Genomic DNA, 22,654 nt, shown 5'->3' with positions numbered 1-22,654 from the left:
ACCAGCGAAAACGAGACGAAGGAAAGCGTCCGATCCCCGCCACGATCTGCCTGGCGCGGCGCCGCACCAACGTCCTCATCCGTGACAACCGCACCTGGCAACCCGATTCACCCCCGATCACCAAATCGGCGGCTTGACTTCTTCATTGAGAGTCCTTTCGATCGGTTGCCGGCACGCTAACTGCGGCCACCGACAACGCCGCTCAACCCGATGTCAGTGCGTCCACCTACGGTTCACGGCATGACCCGCCGCACTGATGCAGGGCAGCAGTTGAGCCTTCTCGACGGCCAGGCCCGGCTCGACATCGACCCGGCCGCCGCGGCGTTGCGGGAGACCACCTTTGTGGTGGTGGACCTGGAAACCACCGGTGCTCGCGCCTCCCCCGGCGCCGACGGCACGGCGGACGCCATCACCGAGATCGGCGCGGTCAAGGTGCGGGGCGGCGTGGTCGAGGGCGAGTTCGCCACGTTGATCAACCCCCGGCGCGGCATCCCGCCCCAGATCGTCCGGCTGACCGGGATCACCACCGCGATGGTGCACGACGCACCCACCGTCGAGGCCGTGCTGCCGACCTTCCTGGAGTTCGCCGGGTTCGACCGCGGTTCGGTGCTGGTGGCCCACAACGCCGGGTTCGACGTCAGCTTCCTGAGGGCGGCCGCGCAACACTGCGGCCTGGGCTGGCCGCGGCCGCCGGTGCTGTGCACGGTCCGGCTGGCACGACGGGTGCTCAGCCGTGAGGAGGCGCCCAGTGTGCGGCTGGCCGAGTTGTCCCGACTGTTCGCGGTCAGCACCACGCCCACCCACCGGGCACTCGACGACGCCCGCGCCACCGTCGACGTCCTGCACGCCCTGATCGAGCGCGTCGGCAACCAGCGGGTCCACACCTATGCCGACCTGCGTGTCTACCTGTCGCACGCAACCCCGGCCCAGCGCCGCAAACGCACTCTCGCCGAGGGGCTTCCGCACCGCCCGGGTGTCTATCTGTTCCGCGGCCCGTCCGAGGAGGTGCTCTACATCGGCACCGCCACCGACCTGCGCCGCCGGACCGGCGCCTACTTCAACGGATCGGACCGCCGGCGCCGCATTGCCGAGATGGTGGCACTGGCCACCCGGATCGACCACGTCGAATGCGCGCACCCGCTGGAGGCAGGGGTGCGCGAACTGCGCCTGCTGGCGGCGCACGCTCCGCCGTACAACCGCCGGTCGAAGTTTCCCCGGCGGTGGTGGTGGATCGCCCTGTCGCAGGAGGCCTTTCCACGCCTGTCGGTGGTGCGTGCACCCCGCCACGGCCGGGTGATCGGGCCGTTCCGCTCCCGCGCCGACGCCGCCGAAACTGCCGCCTTGCTCGCACAGTTCACTGGAATCCGCACCTGCACACCGCGTTTGAGCCGCACCGGCCGGCACGCCTGCCCGTCCGTCGAAGTCAGCCCCTGCCCCGCCGCGCCCGACCTCACCGCCGCGCAGTACGCCGACAGCGTCGAGCGGGCGGCCGCGTTGATCGACGGCCGCGACAACACCGCGCTGCGTGCGGCGGTGGACCAGGTGAGCGCGCTGGCTGACCGGGGGCTTTACGAGAGCGCCGCGCGACTGCGCGACCGTGCGGCGACCGCCATTGAGGTCCTGTGGCGAAGCCAGCGCGCCCGCGCGTTGGCGGCCCTGCCGGAGTTGGTGGCCGCCGCACCGGACGGCTCCGGGGGGTGGCAACTCGCGGTGATCCGCCACGGCCGGTTGGCCGCCGCCGGTTGCGCCGCCCGCGGCGTGCCACCGATGCCCGTGGTCGACGCGATCACACTGGGCGCCCAGGCGGTGGTGCCCGAGCCGGCACCGCTGGCCGGCGCCCTGGTCGAGGAGACCGGGCTCATCGCCCGCTGGCTGGCGACGCCCGGGGTGCGCATCGTGCGTCTCGATCCCGCCGAGGGCGCGGGCGGACCCGGCGGTTCAGCGAGGCTCGACGAAGGAGAGGCGAAGCTGGGACCGCCGCAGCAACACGGCGGTTCAGCGAGGCTCGACGAAGGAGAGGCGAAGCCGGGACCGCCGCATGAACACGACGGATGGACAGAGCCGCTGGGCTCGGCCGGGCCGTTGACGGGGTGGGCGGCCCTGGCCCGCTCGGCGCGGCTGGCCTCAGAGCTGAGCGCCGAAGCGGACCCAACGAGCGAGCAGCTGTTCGGCCGCGCCGCTGTCTATCGCCGCGACAGCGCGCTGCAGCCCGTCCTCCCAGGCCGGCAGCCATTCAGCGCTGCTGGATAGCCCGGCGTGGGCGACGATCGCCCCGGCGGCGTTGAGCACCACCGCATCGCGCACCGGACCCGCGGCGCCGGCCAGCACCGACCGAGCCTCCTCGGCGTTGGCCTGCGCGTCGCCGCCGAGCAGCTGGCCCACCTCGGCGCGGGCGAACCCAAACCCGGCGGGGTCGAAGGTCAGCCGGTCGATGGTGCCGGCCTGCACCCGCCAGATGGTGCTGGTCGTGGTCGTGGTCAGCTCGTCGAGGCCGTCATCGCCGTGCACCACCAGCACGCTGGACCGCCGCGCCGCGAACACCCCGGCCATCACCTCGGCCAGATCGCGGAACGCGCAGCCGATCAGGCCCGCCCGCGGCCGGGCCGGGTTGGTCAGCGGGCCCAGCAGGTTGAACACGGTCGGCACGCCGATCTCGCGTCGCGCCACCGACGCATTGCGGTAGGACGGCTGAAACTGGGGCGCAAAGCAGAACCCGATGCCGACCTCGGCGACGCTGCGCGCCACCGCGTCGGGCCCCAGATCGATGCGCACCCCCAGCGCCTCGAGGGTGTCGGCGCCACCGGAGAGCGAACCGGCGGACCGGTTGCCGTGCTTGACCACCGGCACCCCGGCGGCGGCGACCACGATCGCTGCCATCGTGGAGAGGTTCACCGTGTTGGCCCCGTCGCCGCCGGTGCCGACCACGTCGACGGTGTCGGTGCCGATCTCGTCGGTGGGCACCTTACGGCCGTACGCCAGCATGACGTCGGCCAGCTCGCCCACCTCGGCCGCGGTCGGGCCCTTCATTTGCATGGCCACCCCGAAGGCGGCGATCTGCGCCGACGTCGCGCTGCCGGCCATGATCTGTTCCATCGCCCAGGCCGCCTGGCCCCGAGCCAGATCCGCACCGGACGTCAGGCCGCCCAGCACCTGCCGCCACTGTGCTATCTGCGCTATCGGCTGCGCCTCACCACCGGGCTCGACCACGCGCCGATCGTCGCATGCGGCCCGCGCGCCACCAAAGCCGCCCGGAAACAGGGCGCCAACGCGCGGCCAACAGCAGTTCCGACGAATTGCCCGCCCCGGGTGGAGATCTTCAACTACATAGCGTCATACTTGCGGATGTGACGAGCGCTGTGGGGTCCTCGGGTACTGCCATTACGTCGCGTGTGCATTCGCTGAACCGTCCCAACATGGTCAGCGTCGGCACCATCGTGTGGCTGTCCAGTGAGTTGATGTTCTTTGCCGGGCTGTTCGCGATGTATTTCACCGCGCGAGCCCAGTCCGGTGGTGCTTGGCCGCCGCCGCCAACCGAGCTCAACCTGTGGCAGGCGGTCCCGGTGACGCTGGTGCTGATCGCGTCGTCGTTCACCTGCCAGATGGGCGTGTTCGCCGCCGAGCGCGGCGACGTGTTCGGGCTGCGCCGGTGGTATCTGCTGACGTTCGCTATGGGAACGTTCTTCGTCTGCGGTCAGGGTTACGAGTACTACCACCTGATCATGCACGGCACCACCATTCCGTCGAGCTCCTACGGCAGCGTTTTCTACCTGACCACCGGCTTCCACGGTCTACACGTCATCGGCGGGTTGGTCGCGTTCGTCTTCCTGATGATGCGCACCACGATGAGCAAGTTCACCCCGGCCCAGGCCACCGCATCGATCGTCGTGTCCTACTACTGGCACTTCGTCGACATCGTCTGGATCGCACTGTTCGCCACGATCTACTTCATCCGATGAGCCACCGCCCGATGAACAGGAGTGTTCGGTTGAAGACACCGAAGAAGTGGGCCCGACCTCGCCCCAACGAATCCGTCGCCCGGCGGCGGCTTCGGCGTCGGTTGTCCGGCGGGTTGCTGCTGCTGGTCGCACTGGCCCTGGCCGGCGGCCTGGCGGCGGTGGTGACCCCGACCCCGCAGGTGGCGGTCGCCGACGAGTCCACCTCGGCGCTGCTGCGCACCGGCAAGCAGCTATTCGACACCTCCTGCGTGAGCTGCCACGGCGCCAACCTGCAGGGTGAGCCCGGCCGCGGACCGAGCCTGCTCGGCGTCGGCGAGGCCGCCGTGTACTTCCAGGTGTCCACCGGGCGGATGCCCGCGGCACGCGGTGAGGCGCAGGCGCCCCGTAAATACCCGAACTTCGACGACAAGCAGATCGACGCGCTGGGCGCCTACGTGCAGGCCCACGGTGGCGGCCCCACCGTGGTGCGCAACGCCGACGGCAGCATCGCGCAGGCCTCGCTGCGCGGCGACGACCTGGGCCGCGGCGGTGACCTCTTCCGGCTCAACTGCGCGTCGTGTCACAACTTCACCGGCCGAGGCGGCGCGCTGTCGTCGGGCAAGTACGCCCCGGACCTGGCACCGGCCAACGAGCAGCAGATCTTGACCGCGATGCTGACCGGCCCGCAGAACATGCCGCGGTTCTCCGACCGGCAGATCTCCATGGAGGAGAAAAAGGACATCATCGCCTACGTCAGAGCCGTTACCGAGGAACATGATCCGGGCGGCTACGGGCTCGGCGGTTTCGGCCCCGCGCCCGAAGGCATGGTGATGTGGATTATCGGGATGGTCGCCGCCATCGGCGCGGCTATGTGGATCGGGGCACGTTCATGACCGAGGTCAGCAAGGAGACAAGCGTTCCCGACGAGGCCCAGCTGGCCGCGATGGACAACGACGAGCTGCTCGCCCTCGGTGGCCGCCTCGACGGCGTGGAGACGATCTTCAAGGACCCGCGCTGGCCGGTCGCAGACACCCGGGCCGAGAAGCGGGCCGAACGCAGCGTCGCCGGCTGGTTCCTGGCCGCCGGCGGCTTCGGGCTCGCCCTGCTGCTGATCTTCCTGTTCTGGCCGTGGGAATACGCCCCGGTGGAGTCCCCGGAGGGGTTCGCCTACTCGTTGGCCACTCCGCTGTACGGGCTGACCTTCGGGCTCTCGGTGCTGCTGATCGGCGTCGGCGCGGTGATGTTCGTCAAGAAGTTCATCCCCGAAGAGATCACCATCCAGCAACGCCACGACGGCAGCTCTGCTGAGCTGGACCGTAAAACGGTGGGCGCCCAGCTGACCGACGCATTCGAGGGCTCGACGATCGGGCGGCGCAAGCTGCTCGGCGCATCGCTGGGCATCGGCTTCGGCGCGTTTGGCCTGGGCACCCTGGTTGCCGGGGCCGGTGGCCTGATCAAGAACCCGTGGAAACCGGTCGTCGACACCGCCGAGGGCAAAAAGGCCATGCTGTGGACCTCGGGATGGACCCCGCGCTATCACGGCGAGACGATCTACCTGGCCCGGGCAACCGGGCACAGCACCAACTCCCCGTTCGTCAAGATGCGCCCCGAGGACCTCGACGCCGGCGGCATGGAGACCGTCTTCCCGTGGCGGGAGTCCGACGGCGACGGCACGACTGAGGAATCGCGCGAGAAGCTCAACGAGATCATGATGGGCGTGCGCAACCCGGTGATGCTTATCCGCATCCGGCCCGACGACATGCCCAGGGTGGTCAAGCGAGCGGGCCAGGAGAGCTTCAACTACGGCGACTTCTTCGCCTACACGAAGGTCTGCTCGCACCTGGGTTGCCCGTCTTCGCTGTTCGAGCAGCAGACCTACCGGATTCTGTGCCCGTGCCATCAATCGCAGTTCGACGCACTGCACTTCGCCAAGCCGGTCTTCGGCCCGGCGGCGCGCGCACTGGCACAGCTGCCGGTCACCATTGACGCCAACGGCTATCTGGTCGCCAACGGCGACTTCGCCGAACCTGTCGGACCGGCCTTCTGGGAGCGCACCTCATGAGCCCTGCAATCGGCGACCTGCTCGCCCGTCAAGCAGACGACATCGACACTCGTTACCACCCGGCGGCGGCGCTGCGACGCCAGTTCAACAAGGTCTTCCCGACGCATTGGTCGTTCCTGCTCGGTGAGATCGCGTTGTACAGCTTCATCATTCTGCTGCTATCCGGCGTCTACCTGACGCTGTTCTTCGACCCGTCGATGGCCGAGGTCATCTACCAGGGCGTCTACCAGCCGCTCAACGGTGTGCAGATGTCGCGGGCCTACGAGACGGCCCTGAACATCTCCTTCGAGGTGCGCGGCGGCCTGTTCGTCCGGCAGCTGCACCACTGGGCGGCGCTGATGTTCGCCGCGTCGATCATGGTGCACCTGGCGCGCATTTTCTTCACCGGTGCATTCCGCCGGCCGCGCGAGGCGAACTGGGTGATCGGGTCGCTGCTGCTGATCCTGGCCATGTTCGAGGGCTACTTCGGCTATTCGCTGCCCGACGACCTGCTGTCCGGCATCGGTATCCGGGCTGCGCTCTCGTCGATCACCCTGGGCATGCCGGTCATCGGGACCTGGCTGCACTGGGCGCTGTTCGGTGGCGATTTCCCGGGCACCATCTTGATCCCCCGGCTCTACGCCCTGCACATTCTGCTGCTCCCGGGCATCATCCTGGCCCTGATCGGCGTGCACCTGGCGCTGGTGTGGTTCCAGAAGCACACCCAGTTCCCCGGACCCGGACGCACCGAGAGCAACGTCGTCGGGGTGCGCGTGCTGCCGATCTTCGCGATCAAGTCCGGCGCGTTCTTCGCGATTATCACCGGCATCCTCGGCCTGATGGGCGGCCTGCTGCAGATCAACGCGATCTGGAACCTGGGCCCCTACCGGCCTTCGCAGGTGTCGGCGGGCAGCCAGCCGGACTTCTACATGATGTGGACCGAGGGGCTGGCCCGGTTGTGGCCGGCGTGGGAGTTCTACTTCTGGGGTCACACCGTGCCCGGCTCCGTCTGGGTCGCGCTGATCATGGGTCTGGTCTTCATCCTGCTGACCATCTACCCGTTCCTGGAGAAGCGGTTCACCGGGGACTATGCGCACCACAACCTGCTACAGCGTCCCCGGGACGCACCGGTCCGCACCGCGATCGGCGCCATGGCGATCAGCTTCTACTTGGTGCTGACCCTGGCTGCGATGAACGACATCATCGCCTGGAAGTTCCACATCTCGTTGAATGCGACGACCTGGATCGGCCGCATCGGGATGGTGGTACTGCCGCCGATCATCTTCTTCGTCACCTACCGGTGGTGCATCGGGCTGCAGCGCAGTGACCGTGACGTGCTCGAGCACGGTATCGAGACCGGCATCATCAAGCGGCTGCCGCACGGTGCCTACATCGAGCTGCACCAGCCGCTGGGCCCGGTCGACGACCACGGCCACCCGATTCCGCTGGAATACGCCGGCGCGCCCCTGCCCAAGAAGATGAACAAGCTCGGTTCGGGCGGTGCTCCCGGCCGGGGCAGCTTCCTGACGGCCGACCCGGTCGATGAGGACGCCGCGCTCAACGAGGCCGCACACGCCAGCGAGCGGCGTGCGCTGACCGCGCTGGCCCAGCGTCAAGACGGTAACGGCAACGGCCAGCAGCACTAGGCCACAGCCGCCGACGGGCAGCCTGCGCGCTTTACTGCGCGGGCTGCCCGTTTTGGTCGGATGCGCGCCGGAGTTCGATCCGGCGCGGGCTCCCGACGATCCGGTGGAGTTGTTCACCGCGTGGCTGCTGCACGCCGTCGACAGCGGAGTCACCGAACCGCATGCGATGACGGTGTCGACAGTGTCCGCGTCCCGGCCATCGGCGCGGGTATTGATCCTCAAGGACGTCGATAGCGCCGGGTGGCATTTCGCGGTCAGCTCGGTGAGCCGCAAGGGTGCCGAGCTCGCCCGCAATCCTGCTGTGGCACTGACGTTTTACTGGCCCGCACTGGGCCGGCAGGTCCGGGTGGAGGGCATCGCGCAGGCCGACTCGCCGCAGGTGACCACCGACGACTTCCTGGCCCGCTCCGAGGGCGCCCGGACGATGGCGCTGACCGGGCGCCAGAGCGAGCCCTACGGCGATGCCGCGGAGATCAGTGCGGCGTTGGCGAAGGCTCGCCTGGAACTCGAGCGGTCCCCCGCCGTGGTCCCCGCCGACTGGGTGTCGTATGCGGTGCGGGCCGACGCGGTCGAATTCTGGCAGTCGGATCCGGATCGCCGGCACCGCAGATTGCGTTATGAACGCGACGGCGCGGACTGGTCAGCGTCTCTGCTCTGGCCGTAAGCGCGGCGTCAGCCGAACCGGGACGGCAGCTCCAGCACCTCGCCCAGGCGGCGCAGGTACAGCCACGGGATCACCGGCATGGCCAAAGTGATCGCCCCGGCAAGCCCATAGCAGACCCACGAACCGGTGTCCTTGCCGACTGCCATGAGATAGGTCGCTGCGGCGACCAGGGTCAGGGCGCCGCCGACGGCGCTGGCAAGCACGGTGACGCCACGCAGCAGCACCCGGTCCACCTGGGCCTGATTGGGCAGCGCCGGACGCTCGGTGGCCGCCCGCCGCCCCGGGGCGTCGAACCCGCGCTGCGGCAGCGGCGCACCCGGCCGCGCCGGCGTTCCGGCCCGGGGTGCGAAGCCGGCGCCTGGTGGGCCGGCTGCGCGAGCCCGCAGTAACACCGGGACAGCGGCCAGGATGACCAGTGCGGAGACGCCGATGACGATGTACAGCAGTCCGTTGTGCGAGCTTTCGGCCGGCTGTTCGAAACCACGCCCGAGATCGACCAGCGCGACCGTCGCCGCCACGCTCATGCCCAGCAGCGTGAGCCAGATCGCGGCGCAGCCACCGAGCAACACCCGGTCGGTGACCTCCGGGGACTGCCCCGGGCGGGCGAATCGGTCTGCGATGTTTCGGCCGACCATCAGCAGCTCGTCGCCGGTGCGTCGTTGCTGCTGGCAGACAGCACCCGACCGTCGCTGCTGGTGATCGAGCAGTTGAGCTTGCTCAGCCGCAGCATGCTGGATGCCTCCACCGAGCCGACCTCGGACTGAGAGATCGGCGTCAACGTCAGCGACCACGGGATGTAGGCGTTGCGTTGAGTCCGGCGTTGTCCGGATGCGTCGACGTAGGTGATCGTGATCTGGTCGAACGGTGCCTTGGTGCCGGTCACCGAGTAGGTCACCTGCATCGGCTTGGCCTGGGTGGTCGTGGTGTGCTCCGTTGTCGTAGGGGATGGTTCAGGCGAGGGGCTCTCGGCCGGTGGCGGCGGGGGCGGCGGCTCCTCGCTGGACGGCGGTGGCGGTGGGGGCTCCTCGCTGGACGGCGGCGGTGGCGGCGGCAGCGTGGTGGTCGGGTGACTGGTCCTGGTGATCTCGTCCTGCACCGGCGGCTGCGACACGGTGGTGCTCGTCGTGTCGGGCGTAGCCAGGTCGTGGGTCTCGCTGCGGGCGAACAGCAGCGCCACCGAGACCACCAGGGAGATCGCGGCGACGATCACGGTCACACCGACCACCCAGGGCCAGCGCGGCGTCTTGGCGTGCGGATCCGGCTCGTCAGGGGTGTCGTAGTTGTCGTACTCGTATAGCCGCGGATCCACCGGCACGTAGGGGCCGCTCAAGAACTGCTCCGACTCGGGAGCCGAATAGGCCTGTGAGTACGCCGTGTTGTTCGGCGTGGCCGCGGCAATCTCATCGATCGCCGGGATATCCGCGTCACCGGGCGCGCCCGAAACGGCTTCTGAGGTCGGCTGACCGGTGCCGGGGTCCTCGGCTTCAGAGCCCGCCTCCGGGGGATTCGGCCCGCTCATTCCCGCCTATCCTGTTCCACCGCGGCGCCCACGCGCGCCACGCCCACCGCGGCCGAAATCAACCGCCGTTGGTCATTGTGCACCGGCAACTTTACCCAAGCGGGTTGACACGGCGGTCCCGATGGACCGGCTCAGTGTTTCTCGGCGCCGATGTAGTACTCGAAGACCAACCCGGCCACCGTCGCCAGCACCATCGCCACCCCGCCCGCGATCAGCCACGGGAGCCACAACGCGATCGCGACGGCGACCACCGAACCCGACAGCGCGATCAGGACCGGCCACCAGCTGTGCGGACTGAAGAAGCCCAATTCCCCGGCGCCGTCACTGATTTCGGCGGCCTCATAGTCCTCGGGGCGGGTGTCCAGCCGGCGTGCCACGAACCGGAAGAAGGTGGCCACGATCAGGGCCATCACCCCGGTGAGGATCAGGGCCGTTGTGCCGGCCCACTCCACCCCGCCGGTGGCGAACAGTGTCGTCAGCGCGGCGTAGATGATCCCGACCACCACGAAGAAGGTAGCCACGAACTCGAACAGCCTGGATTCGATGCGCATGAGGTTGTCCCTACTTGTCGCTGGCGTTGGGGGCGAGCAGGCCGCGGCGGCTATCGAAGGGGTACGTGGTGATGGCCAGCGGCTCCTGCTTGATCGCCTCCAGCGCCTCGGCGTTGCTCTTCCCGGCGATGCGCTGGCCGAGGTAGGCCTTGAAGTCGTTGGGCGAGACCACCCGGACTTCGAAGTTCATCATCGCGTGGTAGGTGCCGCACATCTCGGCGCAGTGGCCGACGAACGCCCCTTCTTTGGTGATCTCGGAGACCTGGAAGGTGTTCACCTGGTTGTTGCGCTCGGGCCAGGCGATGACGTCACGCTTGAACAGGAACTCCGGCACCCAGAAGGAGTGGATGACATCGGCGGAGTTCAACACGAACTCGATGCGCTTACCGCTGGGCACCACCAGCACCGGGATCTCGTTCGTGGTGCCGAGCGTCTCGACCTTGTCGAAGTTCAGGTAGGAGCGGTCCTCGGTGTTGAGACCCTGCACCGGCCCGACCAGTTCCTCGCCGTGCTTGTCGACGCCTTCGGGCTTGGAGGCCATCGCGTCCTTGCGCTCCTGGTCGGCGCCCTCGTAGGTCAGCGTCCCGTCGTAGAAGTTGACCTTCTGGTAGCCGAACTTCCAGTTCCACTGGAACGCGGTGACGTTGACGACCACTTCCGGGTCGGGCTCGTGGTGCAGCATCTTCTCCTGCACCACGACGGTGAAGTAGAAGATCACCGCGATGGCCAGGAACGGCAGGACGGTGAGCCCGAGCTCCAGGGGCATGTTGTAGCCGAACTGGCGCGGAAGTTCGGTGTCGGTCGCCTTCTTGCGGTGGAAGATCGTCGACCAGAAGATCATTCCCCAGACGAGCCCGCCGATCACGACCGAGGCGATCACCATGCCCAGCCACAATTTGTAGTTGGCCTCGGCCTCCGGGGTGATGCCCTTGGGCCAGCCGAAACCGACGACGTCGGTCCAGTCGAAGCTGCAACCGCTGAGCGTCACCGCCAGCAGTCCGAGCGCGCCGGCCCCCGCCAGCGGTCGACGCAGACGGCTAAGCACAACGCCCTGCCCGCGACGTGTCACGTTGGTGCCTCCTCGAGTCACAGACCGGCCCGGTACGAACCGGCGGAGCAGTCGAATACTACGCAGCGTAGACCACCCGGATGACCGAGGTTCGCGAGACCTGCCGGTTGGCTGATCCCACTGGGTAGCCGCCGCCGCGGCCGCCCCTACTCAGGTACCCGCCCTACGCAGGCCCGAGCCGATGCCGGTGCGGCATACTAGGACCCGATGTGTGGACTGCTGGCCTTCGTGTGTGCCCCGGCCGGCACCGCCAACCCCGGCGCGGTCCCCGCCGCCGACGTCAGCGACCTCTCCGGCGTCGCCGCGCGGGTCGAACGGGCGGCGCACCTGATGCGCCATCGAGGGCCCGACGAGCTGGGAACCTGGACCGGTGACGGCGTGGCCCTCGGCTTCAACCGGCTGTCGATCATCGACATCGAACATTCGCACCAGCCGCTGCGCTGGGGGCCCGCCGAGCAACCGGACCGCTACGTGCTGGTGTTCAACGGCGAGATCTACAACTACCTCGAGTTGCGCGAGGAACTGGCCGCGGCCCACGGCGCGGTTTTCCACACCGATGGCGACGGTGAGGCGATCGTCGCCGGCTACCACCACTGGGGCGCCGACGTGCTGCCGCGGCTGCGCGGCATGTTCGCCTTCGCTCTGTGGGACACCCTGCGCGGTGAACTGTTCTGCGCCCGCGACCCGTTCGGGATCAAGCCGTTGTTCGTGGCGAGCGGGCCGGGCGGCGCCGCCGTAGGCAGTGAGAAGAAGTCCCTGCTGGACCTGGCCGACCTCGTGGGTTTCGAGACCGGCGACGCCGGCATCGATGTGCGCGCGCTCCAGCACTACACAGTGCTGCAGTACGTGCCGGAACCGGAAACGCTGCACCGCGGCATACGCCGGCTGGAGTCAGGCTGCTGGGCGAAGATCAGCCCGGGTCGGCCGGTCCCCGAGATCACCCGCTACTTCCGGCCGCGCTTCGACGCCACCCCGATCACCCGCGACACCGAGCAGGCCCGCTATGACGAGATCACCGCGGTGCTCGAGGACTCCGTGGCCAAGCACATGCGGGCCGACGTCACCGTCGGCGCCTTTTTGTCGGGGGGAATCGACTCCACCGCGATCGCCGCCCTGGCGATGCGCCACAACCCCAGGCTGATCACCTTCACCACCGGCTTCGAGCGGGAGGGCTTCTCCGAGGTCGACGTGGCCGCCGCGTCCGCCGAGGCGATCGGCGCCCGCCATGTTGTCAAGGTGGTCAGCCCGGCCGAGTTCGTCGCCGCCCTGCCCGAGATCGTCTGGTACCTCGATGACCCGGTCGCCGACCCGGCCCTGGTGCCGCTGTACATCATCGCCCGCGAAGCCCGCAAGCACGTCAAGGTGGTGCTCTCCGGGGAAGGCGCCGACGAGTTGTTCGGCGGCTACACGATCTACCGCGAGCCGCTGTCGCTGCGGCCGTTCGATTACCTGCCCGCACCGGTGCGCCGGTCGATGGGCAAGGTGTCGCGGCCGCTGCCGGACGGCATGCGCGGCAAAAGCCTGCTGCACCGCGGGTCGCTGACGCTGGAGGAGCGCTACTACGGCAACGCGCGCAGCTTCTCCGACGAGCAGCTGCGGGCGGTGCTGCCCGGCTTCTCCCCCAACTGGACCCACACCGACGTCACCGCCCCGGTGTACGCCGAATCAGCCGGCTGGGACCCGGTGGCCCGGATGCAGCACATCGACCTGTTCACCTGGCTCCGCGGCGACATCCTGGTCAAGGCGGACAAGATGACGATGGCCAATTCGCTGGAGCTGCGGGTGCCGTTCCTGGACCCCGAGGTGTTCGCGGTGGCCTCGAGACTGCCGGTGTCGGCCAAGATCACCCGCACCACCACCAAGTACGCGCTGCGCCGCGCGCTGGAGCCGATCATCCCCGCCCACGTGCTGCACCGGCCCAAGCTCGGCTTCCCGGTCCCGCTGCGGCACTGGCTGCGCGCCGGTGAGCTGGTGGAGTGGGCCTACGCCACGGTGACCGCCACCGGCGCGGACCACCTCATCGACGTCGCCGCGGTGCGCACGATGCTCGACGAGCACCGCGTCGGCACCGCCGATCACAGCCGCCGGCTGTGGACCGTGCTGATCTTCATGCTGTGGCACGCGATCTTCGTCGAGCACTCCGTGGTGCCGGCCATCAGCGAGCCGGCCTACCCAGTGCAGCTCTAAAGACTTCTCCGAACGTGCGGTTTCATCCGCAACGCGCCGCAGCGCACGTATGAAACCGCACGTCCGCGTGGGTAGAAACTATTTGAGCGCGGTGCCGATGTCGGCGGCCGCGGCATCGCCGTAGGCGTCGGCCAGCCGGGCCAGCGCGCCGTCGCAATCCCACGACCACTCCTGGGTTCCGGTGGACTCCAGCACCAGTACCGCCACCAGCGATCCCAGTTGCGCCGAGCGCTCCAGGCTCAGCCCGGCGCTGCGGCCGGTGAGGAAACCGGCGCGGAAGGCGTCGCCGACTCCGGTCGGGTCGGTCTGGGCCTTCTCCGGAACCACACCCACGTGGACGCGGGAGCCGTCCGGGTTGACGATGTCGACACCGTTGGCACCCAGGGTGGTGACCCGCATCCCGACCTGCTTCATGACGTCGGCCTCGGTCCAGCCGGTCTTGGACAGCAGCAGGTCCCACTCGTAGTCGTTGGTGAACAGGTAGGCCGCACCGTCGATGAGCCGGCGGATTTCCTCGCCGGTCAGCCGGGCCAGCTGCTGGGAGGGGTCGGCAGCGAACGCCAGGCCCAGCTTGCGGCACTCCTCGGTGTGCAGGAACATCGCCTCAGGGTCGTTGGCCCCGATGATCACCAGTTCGGGGTTGCCGACGTTCTCGACCACCTTGGCCAGCGAGATATTGCGGGCCTCGGACATGGCGCCGGGATAGAACGAGGCGATCTGGGCCATGTCGACGTCGGTGGTGCAGGTGAAGCGCGCCGTGTGCGAGGTCGCCGAGACCAGCACGTTGTCGCAGTTGACGCCGTGCGACACCAGCCAGTCGCGGTAGTCGGCGAAGTCGTCGCCGGCCGCGCCGACCAGAGCGGCGTCACCGCCGAGCACGCCGATCGCGTAGGCGATGTTGCCGGCCACCCCGCCGCGGTGCACTACCAGGTCTTCGACCAGGAAGCTCAGCGAAACCTTCTGCAGGTGATCGGCCAACAGCTGTTCGGAGAACCGACCCGGAAAGCGCATCAAATGGTCGGTTGCGATCGAACCGGTCACCGCAATCGTCACTGACTATCCCCCTCGTGTGCAGCGTGGACCTGAATGTGGGTTCCCACGGTAGCGGCCCGTGGAAGCCGGCCCGTCGCCGGGCAGCGCCTAGCCGTCAGGCCGAGGGGCGGTTGCCGGTGGTCAGTTGAACGAGTCGCCGCACGAGCACGAGCCGCCGGCGTTGGGGTTCTCGATGGTGAAGCCCTGCTTGTCGATTTGGTCGGCGTAGCCGATCTCCGCACCCTGCAGGTACGGGGCGCTCATCCGGTCGACGGCCAGCTTGACCCCGTTGAAGTCGGTGATCACGTCACCGTCGAGGCTGCGGTCGTCGAAGAACAGGTTGTAGCGCAGGCCGGCGCAGCCGCCCGGTTGGACCGAGATGCGCAGGGTCAGGTCGTCACGGCCTTCCTGAGCCAGCAGCGACTTCACCTTGGCCGCGGCTTCATCGGTCAAGACCACGCCCTGAGACTCGGTGGTCGACTGGTCCTGAACAGTCATTGCGTCTCCCTATTGCCGTTGATTCGGGGCGGGCTCGCCTCGACTCGAAGCATCCAAGCCCACCGTCACAACGATACCGCGCGTCGAGGTGTTCCCTACTGAGCCGCCGGATCGGGGGAATCCGCCGGCCGGCTGCCGATCTGCGCCGCAAGCACCGTGGTCAGCCCGATCAGCTGGTTGGCCGCGTCCACCAGGGCCAGCCGCACGGATCCGGCGTGGTCGGCGATCGCCCGGGCTGCCACCACGCCAGCCGACCGAAGCGCCGGTTCGTCCAGGTCGATCTGACCCGCCAGCACCAGCACCGGCAGCTCCCGCGCCCGGGCCGCGTTGCACAGCGAACCGATCACCTTGCCGTGCAGGGACTGCTGGTCGAACCGGCCCTCACCGGTGACGACCACGTCGGCATCGGCGAGGGCGGCCGCCAAACCGGTGTGGCGTGCCACGATGTCCGCTCCCGCTTCGGCGGTGGCACCCAGCGCGAGCAATGCCGCACCGATCCCGCCGGCGGCGCCGGCCCCGGAGGCTGCGCTCACCTGCCGTCCCGCCGCGCCGTCCAGTTCGTTCGCCCACGCGCTCAGGCGGCTTTCGAGTACGGCCACCGTGGCAGCATCGGCACCCTTCTGCGGGCCGAACACCCGCGCCGCGCCCCACGGCCCCAGCAGCGGGTATTCGACGTCACAAGCCGCGATCAGTTCTACATCGGCGAGCCGCCGGCGGGCGGTCACCAGGCCGCCCAGTTCATCGACCATCCCCCGCCCGCCGTCGGTGCTGGCACTGCCGCCGAGTCCGACCACGATCCGCTCGGCACCGGCCGTCAGCGCCGCATCGATGAGCTGGCCCACTCCGGCGCTGTGGGCGGCCAGCGCGGTCTCCGGCGAGGGCGGGCCCCCCACCAACGCCAAGCCGCAGGCCTGCGCACACTCCAAATAGGCGGTCTTGGGCGCGGCGTCCCAGAGCCATTCGGCATCGGCCGGCTCGCCCAGCGGTCCGCTGACCGCGCACCGCTGCACCGTGCCCGAACCGACGGCGCCCAACCCGTCGGCCAGCACCGCGACAAACCCCGGGCCGCCGTCGGATTGCGGGGCGATCGCCAATCGGTCGCGGGGTCGGCTGCGGTGCCATCCGGTCGAGATGGCGGCGGCGGCCTGCACCGCGGTCAGGCTCTCGCCGAAGCAGTCCGGTGCGATCAGCACCCGCAGGACAGCCGTCCCCGGGGCGGCGGAGGTGCCGGGACCGGGGTGGTCAGCCATACCGGCAGAGTATCGAGCCACACGGACGCCGTCGGCGGCCGGGCAAGTAACCTGGCGGGCGTGAAGTTGCCGGGACGCAGGAAAGATGGGGCGGGTTCAGCGGGGGCCGCTGAACTTGAGAGCGGCGCCGTCGACCTCGACAGCATCGACGCCGGGGACTCCGCTCGCTCCCGCGGCACCGCACCCAAGGGCCGGCCCACCCCCAAGCGCAACGCCGCCACCAAACGCCGCGGCCCAGTGGCGCCGGCGCCGATGACCGCCGCCGAAGCCAGGGCCAGACGCAAGAGCCTGGCCGGCCCGAAGCTGAGCAAAGAGGAGCGCCGGGCCGAGAAGGCCCAGCGGCGCGAGCGGATGGCCCAGCGCCGCGAGCGGATGATGGCCGGCGATGAGGCGGCCCTGCTCGAGCGTGACCGCGGCCCGGTACGCCGGTACGTGCGCGACATCGTCGACGCCCGCTACAACCTGCTCGGCCTGTTCATGCCGGTAGCGCTGGGCCTGATGTTCATCATGATGGCGGTCCCGCAGGTCCAGTTCTACATCTCGCCGGCGATGATGCTGCTGATGGTCGCGATGGCCGTCGACGGCGTCCTGCTGGCCCGAAAAGCCGGCAGGCTGGTCGACATCAAGTACCCGGACAACACCGAGGCCCGGTGGAAACTGGGCATCTATGCCGCCAGTCGGGCATCGACGCTGCGCCGGATGCGGGCACCGCGTCCGCAGGTGCGCCGCGGCGAACGCCTCGGCTGAGTTCGGCACAGGGGCCGACAGCCGTGGACTCCGCAGAATTCCCGCCGGTCAGCCCGCCTGATGCGACGGTGGCGGCCGCCGCCCGCGCCCGGCAGAACGCCCTGACCAAGCCGGCGGGCTCACTGGGGCGCCTGGAAGACTTGTCGGTCTGGGTGGCGGCATGTCAAGGTCATTGCCCGCCAAGGCAATTCGACCGGGTCCGGGTGGTGGTGTTCGCCGGCGACCACGGTGTGTGCCGCGCAGGGGTGTCCGCCTATCCGGCGGAGGTGACCGCGCAGATGGCCGTCAACATCGACCGGGGCGGCGCCGCCATCAACGCGCTGGCCACGGTCGGCGGCGCCGGCGTGCGGGTCGTGGACATGGCCATCAACAGCGATGTCAGCGATGTGAGCGTCTACAAGGTGCGCCGCGGCAGCGGCGACATCGCCAGCCAAGACGCCCTGACCGCCGAGCAGACCGTGGCCGCGGTGGATGCGGGCCGCCGGATCGCCGACGAGGAAGTCGACGCCGGAGCCGACCTGCTTATTCCCGGCGACATGGGCATCGGAAACACCACTGTGGCAGCGACTTTGATCGCGGCCCTGACCGGCGCCGAGCCCGTCGAGGCGGTCGGTCACGGGACCGGCATCGACGACGCCGGTTGGGCACGCAAGACCGCGGCGGTGCGCGATGCGCTGTTCCGGTCTCGCGGGGTGTCCGATCCGCTGGGGTTGCTGCGTTGTTGCGGCGGTGCCGATCTGGCGGCGCTGGCGGGATTCTGCGCGCAGGCGGCGGTGCGGCGCACCCCGGTGCTGCTCGACGGCCTGGCGTCGAGCGCGGCCGCCCTGGTGGCCGACCGGTTGGCCCCCGGCGCGCGGGCGTGGTGGCAGGCCGGTCACCGCTCCCCCGAGCCGGCCCACGCGCTGGCCTGCGCGGCGCTGGGTCTGGAGCCGATCCTCGACCTGCGGATGCGGCTGGGTGAGGGCACCGGCGCGGCGGTGGCGCTGCCGGTACTGCGCGCCGCGGTGGCGGCGTTGGCCTCGATGTCCACCTTCGCCGAGGCGGGCGTGTCCGGGCCTGCCTCGAAGGCGCACGGGTGATCCGGTCGCTGGCCTCGGCGGTCGCGTTCGGGACGGCCGTACAACTGGGCGGCGCCGGCGGTCCGCCGGGACGCGGGACGTTGACGGCCCTTCCGGTGGTCGGAGCCGTCCTGGGCCTGCTGGCGGCCGGCGTGGTCTGGGTCGGCGGGATCGCATTCGGTCCCGGTAGCGCCTTGACCGGGCTGCTGGCGGTGGGAGTGCTGCTGGCCGCGACCCGCGGGCTGCACATCGACGGGGTGGCCGACACCGCCGACGGGCTGGGCAGCTACCGGCCCGCCGCGCAGGCACTGCAGGTGATGCGCGACGGTTCGACCGGACCGTTCGGCGTGGTCGCGGTGGTGCTGGTGATCGGCCTGCAGGCATTGGCGTTGCCGCTGCTCGATACCGCGGGGATCGTGGTCGCGCTCTGCGCGGGGCGGGTGGCGGCGGTGCTGGCGTGTCGGCGTTCGGTACCCGCCGCGGTGGGCAGCACGCTGGGTGCCACTGTGGCGGGCAGTCAACCGGTGCCGGTGGCGATGGCCTGGGTGCTGGTGCTGGCGGCCGGGTCGACGCTCGCCGGTTCGGCGCCGTGGCACGGGCCGGTGGCCGTCGCCGTGGCGCTGGGCGGGGCGTGGTTGCTGGTCAGACATTGTGTGCGCCGGCTCGGTGGCATCAACGGCGATGTGCTGGGCGCCGCCGTCGAGTGGACCACGACGCTGGTCGCGGTGCTGCTGGCCGCGCTTTAACCCCGGTCGGATAAGTAACAATTCTCCGAACATATAGACATTTCTCCCCCCCGGATGGCTTACTCCAGAGTAGATTTGCAAAAATGGACTCGGCATTAACATCTGGCTCACGGGAGGGACCCCGATGGCTCGGCACCACCGCTACAGCAAGAGGAGTCGGGAATCCCGCAAGGCGATGACCGAGGGCAGCAGCGACCAACCGGACTATCCCGAGGCCGATGATGCCGCGGCCGAGGACTGGCAGACGGGAACAGACCAACCCGACTTCCCGCCCGGTCCCCCGGGCTAAACCCGGCGGTTCAGCGAGGCTCGACGAAGGATAGCCGAAGCTGGGACCGCCGCATGAACCGAGCGGTTCAGTCCAGCCGGGCCATCCACCCGTGGGTGTCGGCGAAAGTGCCGCGCTGGATGCCGGTCAGGGTGTCGCGCAATGCCATGGTGACTTCACCGGGCTGGCCGTCGGCGATGGTGAACTCCCCATCTGCGGACTTGACGTGTGACACCGGGGTGATGACGGCGGCTGTGCCGCAGGCGAAGACCTCGGTGATCTCGCCGGCGGCCGCCTTCTTCTGCCATTCGCCGACGTCGATCTTGCGTTCCTCAACCGCGAACCCGGCGTCAGTGGCCAACTGCAGCAACGAATCCCGGGTAATGCCGGGCAGCAGTGACCCGGACAGCTCCGGGGTGACCAGCCGCGCCGAGCCACCGGTGCCGAACACGAAGAACAGGTTCATCCCGCCCATCTCTTCGACGTAGCGCCGCTCGGCCGCATCCAGCCACACCACCTGATCGCAGCCGTTGTCGGCGGCCTGCGCCTGGGCGACCAGCGACGCGGCGTAGTTACCGCCGAACTTGGCCGCTCCGGTGCCGCCCGGGCAGGCCCGCACGTACTCCGTCGAGAGCCAGACGCTCACCGGTTTGATGCCGCCCTTGAAGTACGCCCCGGCCGGCGAGCCCATCACCAGGCAGCGGTACTCGTTGGCCGGCCGCACCCCAAGTCCCGGCTCGGTGGCGAAGATGAACGGGCGCAGGTACAGCGACTCCTCGCCGCCGGGCGCCGGCACCCAGGCCGCGTCCACGGCGATCAGCTGCCGCAGCGATTCGATGAACAGTTCGTCGGGAAGTTCCGGTATCGCCAGCCGCCGAGCCGACGCGCGCATCCGGGCGGCGTTGGCCTCCGGCCGGAAGGACACAATCTCCCCGTCCGTCCAGCGGTAGGCCTTCAGTCCCTCGAAGACTTCTTGCGCGTAGTGCAGCACGATCGCCGACGGGTCCAGTTCGATCGGCCCGTAGGGCATCACCCGCGCGTTGTGCCAACCGGCGTCGACGGTGTAGTCGATCGACACCATGTGATCGGTGTGGTACTTGCCGAAACCCGGTTCGGCCAAGATGGATTCGCGTACCTCTTCAGGAGTCGGGTTCGCTGTGACCGACACATGGAACTCGAGGAGGCCGCTTTTCATGCAGCGATTGTATAACCGGTGCGCTAGCGAGTTTTTGCCGTCACGAACGGCGGCTGTACCACCTCGCACTCAACCGCGCGACCTCGCACGTCGACGGTGAGCTGGGCGCCGGCATCGATGCCGGCGTCGGCGTCGATCAGCGCCAGCGCGATACCGGCCCGCAGCGTCGGCGAGAAGGTGCCCGAGGTGGTGATCCCGACCTGCCGGTCGCCGTCAAGCACCGCCAGATCGGCGCGCAGCACTCCCCGCCCCGTGGCGCGCAGCCCGCGCAGCAGCCGCGCGGGACCGGCAGCCTTCTCCGCCAGCAGCGCGTCGCGACCGAAGAACGACTCCTTTTTCCACCCGATCGCCCAGCCACAGCGGGCCTGCAGCGGCGAGATGACCGGCGACAATTCGTGACCGTGCAGCGGATAGCCCATCTCGGTGCGCAGCGTGTCGCGGGCGCCCAGCCCGGCCAGTTCGCCCCCGGCCTGCGAAACGGCCGCCACCAGCGCGTCGAACACCACCACCGCCGACTCCCACTCCGGCAGCAGTTCGTAGCCGTGCTCACCGGTGTAGCCGCTGCGGCATACCCGTACCGGCACGCCCGCATACGAGCCATCTTCGAAGCCCATGTAGTCCATCTCGGTCGGCAGGCCGAGGCCGGCGAGCACCTCGGTCGACCGAGGCCCCTGCACCGCCAACACCGCGCGCGAGCGGTGCTCGTCGGTGACCGTCACCCCGTCCGGCGCAGCCTCGGTCAAGACGGCCACCACCGCCTCGGTGTTGGCGGCGTTGGGCACCAGGAAGATCTCGTCGTCGGCGACGTAATAGGCGATCAAGTCGTCGATGACTCCACCGGATTCGTTGCAGCACAACGTGTATTGCGCCTTGCCGGGCCCGATCCTGGCCAGGTCGTTGGTGAGTGTCGCATTGACGAACGCGGCCGCACCCGAACCGCGGACGGTCGCCTTGCCCAGATGGCTCACATCGAACAGACCCACGGTGCTGCGGGTGGCGTTGTGCTCGGCGACGGTGCCGGCATAGGACACCGGCATCAGCCAGCCCCCGAACTCCGCGAAGCTGGCGCCCAGCTCGCGATGGCGGTCTTCCAGGGGTCCGTGTTGCAGTTCGCTCACGACGAGCCACCTTAATCGGCAAACTTGTGTGGGTGGTCGATTGGGACGCGCTCGAAGCCGCGGGAATCGCCGACGCGCGCGAGCGCGCCGACCTGCTTGAGTACCTCGACGGGCTCGGCTTCACCACCGAGCAGATGGCCGACGCCGAACGGCAGGGCCGGCTGTTCGGTCTGGCCGGTGACGTGGTGGGGCGCTCAGGTCCGCCCGACTACACCCTGCGGACCGCCGCCGAGGCGTTGGGAGTGCCGGTCGGCGAGGTCGAGCGGGCCTGGACGATGCTCGGGTTGAGCGTCCCCAGCCCCAACACGCCGGCCCTGAGCCAGGCCGACGTCGACGGGCTGGCCACCTGGGTGGAGATGCGGTCGTATCTCGGCGAGCCGGTCGACGGCTTCCTGCGGGTGCTGGGGGCGACGATGGCCCGGCTGGCCGAGGCCGAGTCGTCGATGATCCGGATCAGTGAGCCCGACGTATGGCTCGGCCACACCTTCGACGAACTCACCACCGCACGGGCCTGGCGGTCCGTCGCGCACTTCATCCCGCGTCTGGGCGCGATGATCGACGCCGTGCACCGCCAGCACCAGGTCAGCGCCCGAACGTTCCTCGAGGGGCTGGCCGCCGGGCCGACGTCCAGCATGGTCTGCGGCGTCGGCTTTGCCGACTTGACCGGTTTCACCGCCCTGACCCAGGTGCTCACCTCCGAGGAGTTGGCGACGCTGCTCACCGACTTCGGCGGCAGCGTCTCCGACGTGGTGCACGCCGACGGCGGGCGGGTGGTCAAGTTCATCGGCGACGCCGTGATGTGGGTCAGCGCGAGCGCGGAGCTGCTGGCGAAAGCCGCGATCGACCTGGTCAACCACCCCAAAGCCCGCAAGGTGGGCCTGCAGGTGCGGGCCGGGCTGGGTTACGGCGAGGTGCTGGCCATCAACGGCGACTATTTCGGCACCCCGGTGAACCTCGCCGCACGCCTGGTGGATGCCGCCGAACCCCGGCAGGTGCTGGCTTGCACCGGCGTCGTCAAGGAATTGCCGGGCTGGCCCGTGATGGAACGGGGGCCCTTGAAACTCAAGGGATTCGACGTGCTCGTCCCGGCATACGAGCTGGAGCTGTCCGCCGATCGTTAGGGTGAGTGC

21 protein-coding genes and 2 pseudogenes are annotated in these 22,654 nt (G+C 69.3%); 13 read left to right on the top strand and 10 right to left on the bottom strand.

Features of this window, described 5'->3' with window-relative positions:
- Together A5771_RS22610 and A5771_RS11405 are read left to right on the top strand one after the other, a co-directional pair.
- Nucleotides 1–137 (top strand): annotated as a pseudogene (locus A5771_RS22610) (IS110 family transposase); the annotation flags it as partial.
- A gap of 73 nt (nt 138–210) precedes the next feature.
- A pseudogene (locus A5771_RS11405) lies at nt 211–1,896 on the top strand (DEDD exonuclease domain-containing protein); the annotation flags it as partial.
- Nucleotides 1,897–2,124: 228 nt separating this feature from the next.
- On the opposite strand, the gene trpD reads toward A5771_RS11405, so the two are convergent.
- Nucleotides 2,125–3,207 carry an anthranilate phosphoribosyltransferase gene (trpD, locus tag A5771_RS23970; protein ID WP_082947191.1) on the bottom strand — a complete coding sequence of 361 codons (1,083 nt, stop codon included), beginning with the start codon at nt 3,205–3,207 and terminating at the stop codon, nt 2,125–2,127.
- 137 nt (nt 3,208–3,344) lie between these two features.
- Between trpD and ctaE the strand changes: the two genes are divergently transcribed.
- Genes ctaE through A5771_RS11380 form a run of 5 tightly spaced genes read left to right on the top strand, consistent with a single transcriptional unit; the run spans nt 3,345 to nt 8,286 of the window.
- Nucleotides 3,345–3,956: an aa3-type cytochrome oxidase subunit III gene (ctaE, locus tag A5771_RS11400; RefSeq protein ID WP_064855322.1), complete on the top strand. Its 612-nt coding sequence runs from the start codon at nt 3,345–3,347 to the stop codon at nt 3,954–3,956.
- An 11-nt stretch (nt 3,957–3,967) separates the two neighbouring features.
- Nucleotides 3,968–4,828 carry a cytochrome bc1 complex diheme cytochrome c subunit gene (qcrC, locus tag A5771_RS11395; protein WP_082947190.1) on the top strand — a complete coding sequence of 287 codons (861 nt, stop codon included), beginning with the start codon at nt 3,968–3,970 and terminating at the stop codon, nt 4,826–4,828.
- Nucleotides 4,825–5,997, top strand: a complete 1,173-nt coding sequence (gene qcrA, locus A5771_RS11390) for a cytochrome bc1 complex Rieske iron-sulfur subunit (RefSeq protein ID WP_064855320.1) — start codon at nt 4,825–4,827, stop codon at nt 5,995–5,997. The genes qcrC and qcrA overlap by 4 nt, the downstream gene beginning before the upstream one ends.
- Nucleotides 5,994–7,622 carry a cytochrome bc1 complex cytochrome b subunit gene (gene qcrB, locus A5771_RS11385; protein WP_064855319.1) on the top strand — a complete coding sequence of 543 codons (1,629 nt, stop codon included), beginning with the start codon at nt 5,994–5,996 and terminating at the stop codon, nt 7,620–7,622. The genes qcrA and qcrB overlap by 4 nt, the downstream gene beginning before the upstream one ends.
- Before the next feature lie 52 nt (nt 7,623–7,674).
- Nucleotides 7,675–8,286, top strand: coding sequence for a pyridoxine/pyridoxamine 5'-phosphate oxidase (locus tag A5771_RS11380; RefSeq protein WP_082947189.1), 612 nt, complete (start codon nt 7,675–7,677; stop codon nt 8,284–8,286).
- A gap of 8 nt (nt 8,287–8,294) precedes the next feature.
- Here A5771_RS11380 and A5771_RS11375 read toward each other — a convergent pair whose 3' ends face one another.
- The 4 genes from A5771_RS11375 to ctaC form a co-directional block, all read right to left on the bottom strand.
- A complete protein-coding gene (locus A5771_RS11375) occupies nt 8,295–8,921 on the bottom strand; it encodes a DUF2561 family protein (RefSeq protein WP_064855317.1) in 627 nt (208 codons plus the stop codon).
- Complete coding sequence (locus tag A5771_RS11370) at nt 8,921–9,805, bottom strand: MmpS family transport accessory protein (protein WP_064855316.1); 885 nt, start codon at nt 9,803–9,805, stop codon at nt 8,921–8,923. The genes A5771_RS11375 and A5771_RS11370 overlap by 1 nt, the downstream gene beginning before the upstream one ends.
- Before the next feature lie 131 nt (nt 9,806–9,936).
- Entirely contained in the window at nt 9,937–10,356 is a 420-nt protein-coding gene (locus tag A5771_RS11365; protein ID WP_064855315.1) for a cytochrome c oxidase subunit 4, read from the bottom strand.
- Nucleotides 10,357–10,366: 10 nt separating this feature from the next.
- Nucleotides 10,367–11,446, bottom strand: coding sequence for an aa3-type cytochrome oxidase subunit II (gene ctaC, locus A5771_RS11360; protein ID WP_428844404.1), 1,080 nt, complete (start codon nt 11,444–11,446; stop codon nt 10,367–10,369).
- A gap of 186 nt (nt 11,447–11,632) precedes the next feature.
- Here ctaC and asnB point away from each other — a divergent pair, with 186 nt between their 5' ends.
- Nucleotides 11,633–13,612, top strand: a complete 1,980-nt coding sequence (gene asnB / locus A5771_RS11355) for an asparagine synthase (glutamine-hydrolyzing) (protein WP_064855313.1) — start codon at nt 11,633–11,635, stop codon at nt 13,610–13,612.
- A gap of 78 nt (nt 13,613–13,690) precedes the next feature.
- Here the strand turns inward: asnB and A5771_RS11350 are convergent, their stop codons facing one another.
- From A5771_RS11350 to A5771_RS11340, 3 genes are all read right to left on the bottom strand, one after another.
- On the bottom strand, nt 13,691–14,665 hold the full coding sequence (locus A5771_RS11350) for a carbohydrate kinase family protein (protein WP_064855312.1): 975 nt from the start codon (nt 14,663–14,665) through the stop codon (nt 13,691–13,693).
- A gap of 120 nt (nt 14,666–14,785) precedes the next feature.
- Nucleotides 14,786–15,142, bottom strand: a complete 357-nt coding sequence (locus A5771_RS11345; protein WP_064855311.1) for a HesB/IscA family protein — start codon at nt 15,140–15,142, stop codon at nt 14,786–14,788.
- Nucleotides 15,143–15,237: 95 nt separating this feature from the next.
- The gene (locus A5771_RS11340) at nt 15,238–16,392 is read right to left on the bottom strand and encodes a glycerate kinase family protein (RefSeq protein WP_082947188.1); all 1,155 of its coding nucleotides are present in this window, start codon (nt 16,390–16,392) and stop codon (nt 15,238–15,240) included.
- 60 nt (nt 16,393–16,452) lie between these two features.
- On the opposite strand from A5771_RS11340, the gene A5771_RS11335 reads away from it, so the two are divergent.
- From A5771_RS11335 to A5771_RS23360, 4 genes are all read left to right on the top strand, one after another.
- The gene (locus tag A5771_RS11335; RefSeq protein WP_064855310.1) at nt 16,453–17,139 is read left to right on the top strand and encodes a DUF3043 domain-containing protein; all 687 of its coding nucleotides are present in this window, start codon (nt 16,453–16,455) and stop codon (nt 17,137–17,139) included.
- 23 nt (nt 17,140–17,162) lie between these two features.
- Complete coding sequence (gene cobT / locus A5771_RS11330) at nt 17,163–18,218, top strand: nicotinate-nucleotide--dimethylbenzimidazole phosphoribosyltransferase (protein ID WP_064855309.1); 1,056 nt, start codon at nt 17,163–17,165, stop codon at nt 18,216–18,218.
- Complete coding sequence (locus tag A5771_RS11325) at nt 18,215–18,943, top strand: adenosylcobinamide-GDP ribazoletransferase (protein ID WP_064855308.1); 729 nt, start codon at nt 18,215–18,217, stop codon at nt 18,941–18,943. Before cobT ends, A5771_RS11325 begins: the two co-directional genes overlap by 4 nt.
- A gap of 124 nt (nt 18,944–19,067) precedes the next feature.
- Nucleotides 19,068–19,232, top strand: a complete 165-nt coding sequence (locus A5771_RS23360; RefSeq protein WP_165606093.1) for a hypothetical protein — start codon at nt 19,068–19,070, stop codon at nt 19,230–19,232.
- A 67-nt stretch (nt 19,233–19,299) separates the two neighbouring features.
- Here A5771_RS23360 and A5771_RS11320 read toward each other — a convergent pair whose 3' ends face one another.
- The gene (locus A5771_RS11320) at nt 19,300–20,406 is read right to left on the bottom strand and encodes a branched-chain amino acid aminotransferase (protein WP_064855307.1); all 1,107 of its coding nucleotides are present in this window, start codon (nt 20,404–20,406) and stop codon (nt 19,300–19,302) included.
- 23 nt (nt 20,407–20,429) lie between these two features.
- A complete protein-coding gene (gcvT, locus tag A5771_RS11315; RefSeq protein ID WP_064855306.1) occupies nt 20,430–21,524 on the bottom strand; it encodes a glycine cleavage system aminomethyltransferase GcvT in 1,095 nt (364 codons plus the stop codon).
- Nucleotides 21,525–21,556: 32 nt separating this feature from the next.
- Between gcvT and A5771_RS11310 the strand changes: the two genes are divergently transcribed.
- The gene (locus tag A5771_RS11310; protein WP_064855332.1) at nt 21,557–22,645 is read left to right on the top strand and encodes an adenylate/guanylate cyclase domain-containing protein; all 1,089 of its coding nucleotides are present in this window, start codon (nt 21,557–21,559) and stop codon (nt 22,643–22,645) included.
- Nucleotides 22,646–22,654: the final 9 nt, after the last annotated feature.

The sequence above is a fragment of the Mycolicibacter sinensis genome, from assembly GCF_001667375.1.
In the GTDB taxonomy this organism is placed as follows: Bacteria; Actinomycetota; Actinomycetes; order Mycobacteriales; family Mycobacteriaceae; genus Mycobacterium; species Mycobacterium sinense_A.
The sequence above is the reverse complement of the archived record's forward strand: the minus strand, read 5'-3'. Positions and strand labels throughout refer to the sequence as shown.

Bases quoted from the DNA above. Each gene is read 5' to 3' on its own strand.
- qcrA (WP_064855320.1), top strand. From the start codon at position 4,825: ATGACCGAGGTCAGCAAGGAGACAAGCGTTCCCGACGAGGCCCAGCTG.
- A5771_RS11375 (WP_064855317.1), bottom strand. From the start codon at position 8,921: ATGGTCGGCCGAAACATCGCAGACCGATTCGCCCGCCCGGGGCAGTCC.
- qcrC (WP_082947190.1), top strand. From the start codon at position 3,968: ATGAACAGGAGTGTTCGGTTGAAGACACCGAAGAAGTGGGCCCGACCT.
- A5771_RS11320 (WP_064855307.1), bottom strand. From the start codon at position 20,406: ATGAAAAGCGGCCTCCTCGAGTTCCATGTGTCGGTCACAGCGAACCCG.
- asnB (WP_064855313.1), top strand. From the start codon at position 11,633: ATGTGTGGACTGCTGGCCTTCGTGTGTGCCCCGGCCGGCACCGCCAAC.
- A5771_RS11370 (WP_064855316.1), bottom strand. From the start codon at position 9,805: ATGAGCGGGCCGAATCCCCCGGAGGCGGGCTCTGAAGCCGAGGACCCC.
- qcrB (WP_064855319.1), top strand. From the start codon at position 5,994: ATGAGCCCTGCAATCGGCGACCTGCTCGCCCGTCAAGCAGACGACATC.
- A5771_RS23360 (WP_165606093.1), top strand. From the start codon at position 19,068: ATGGCTCGGCACCACCGCTACAGCAAGAGGAGTCGGGAATCCCGCAAG.
- A5771_RS11340 (WP_082947188.1), bottom strand. From the start codon at position 16,392: ATGGCTGACCACCCCGGTCCCGGCACCTCCGCCGCCCCGGGGACGGCT.
- A5771_RS11365 (WP_064855315.1), bottom strand. From the start codon at position 10,356: ATGCGCATCGAATCCAGGCTGTTCGAGTTCGTGGCTACCTTCTTCGTG.
- A5771_RS11345 (WP_064855311.1), bottom strand. From the start codon at position 15,142: ATGACTGTTCAGGACCAGTCGACCACCGAGTCTCAGGGCGTGGTCTTG.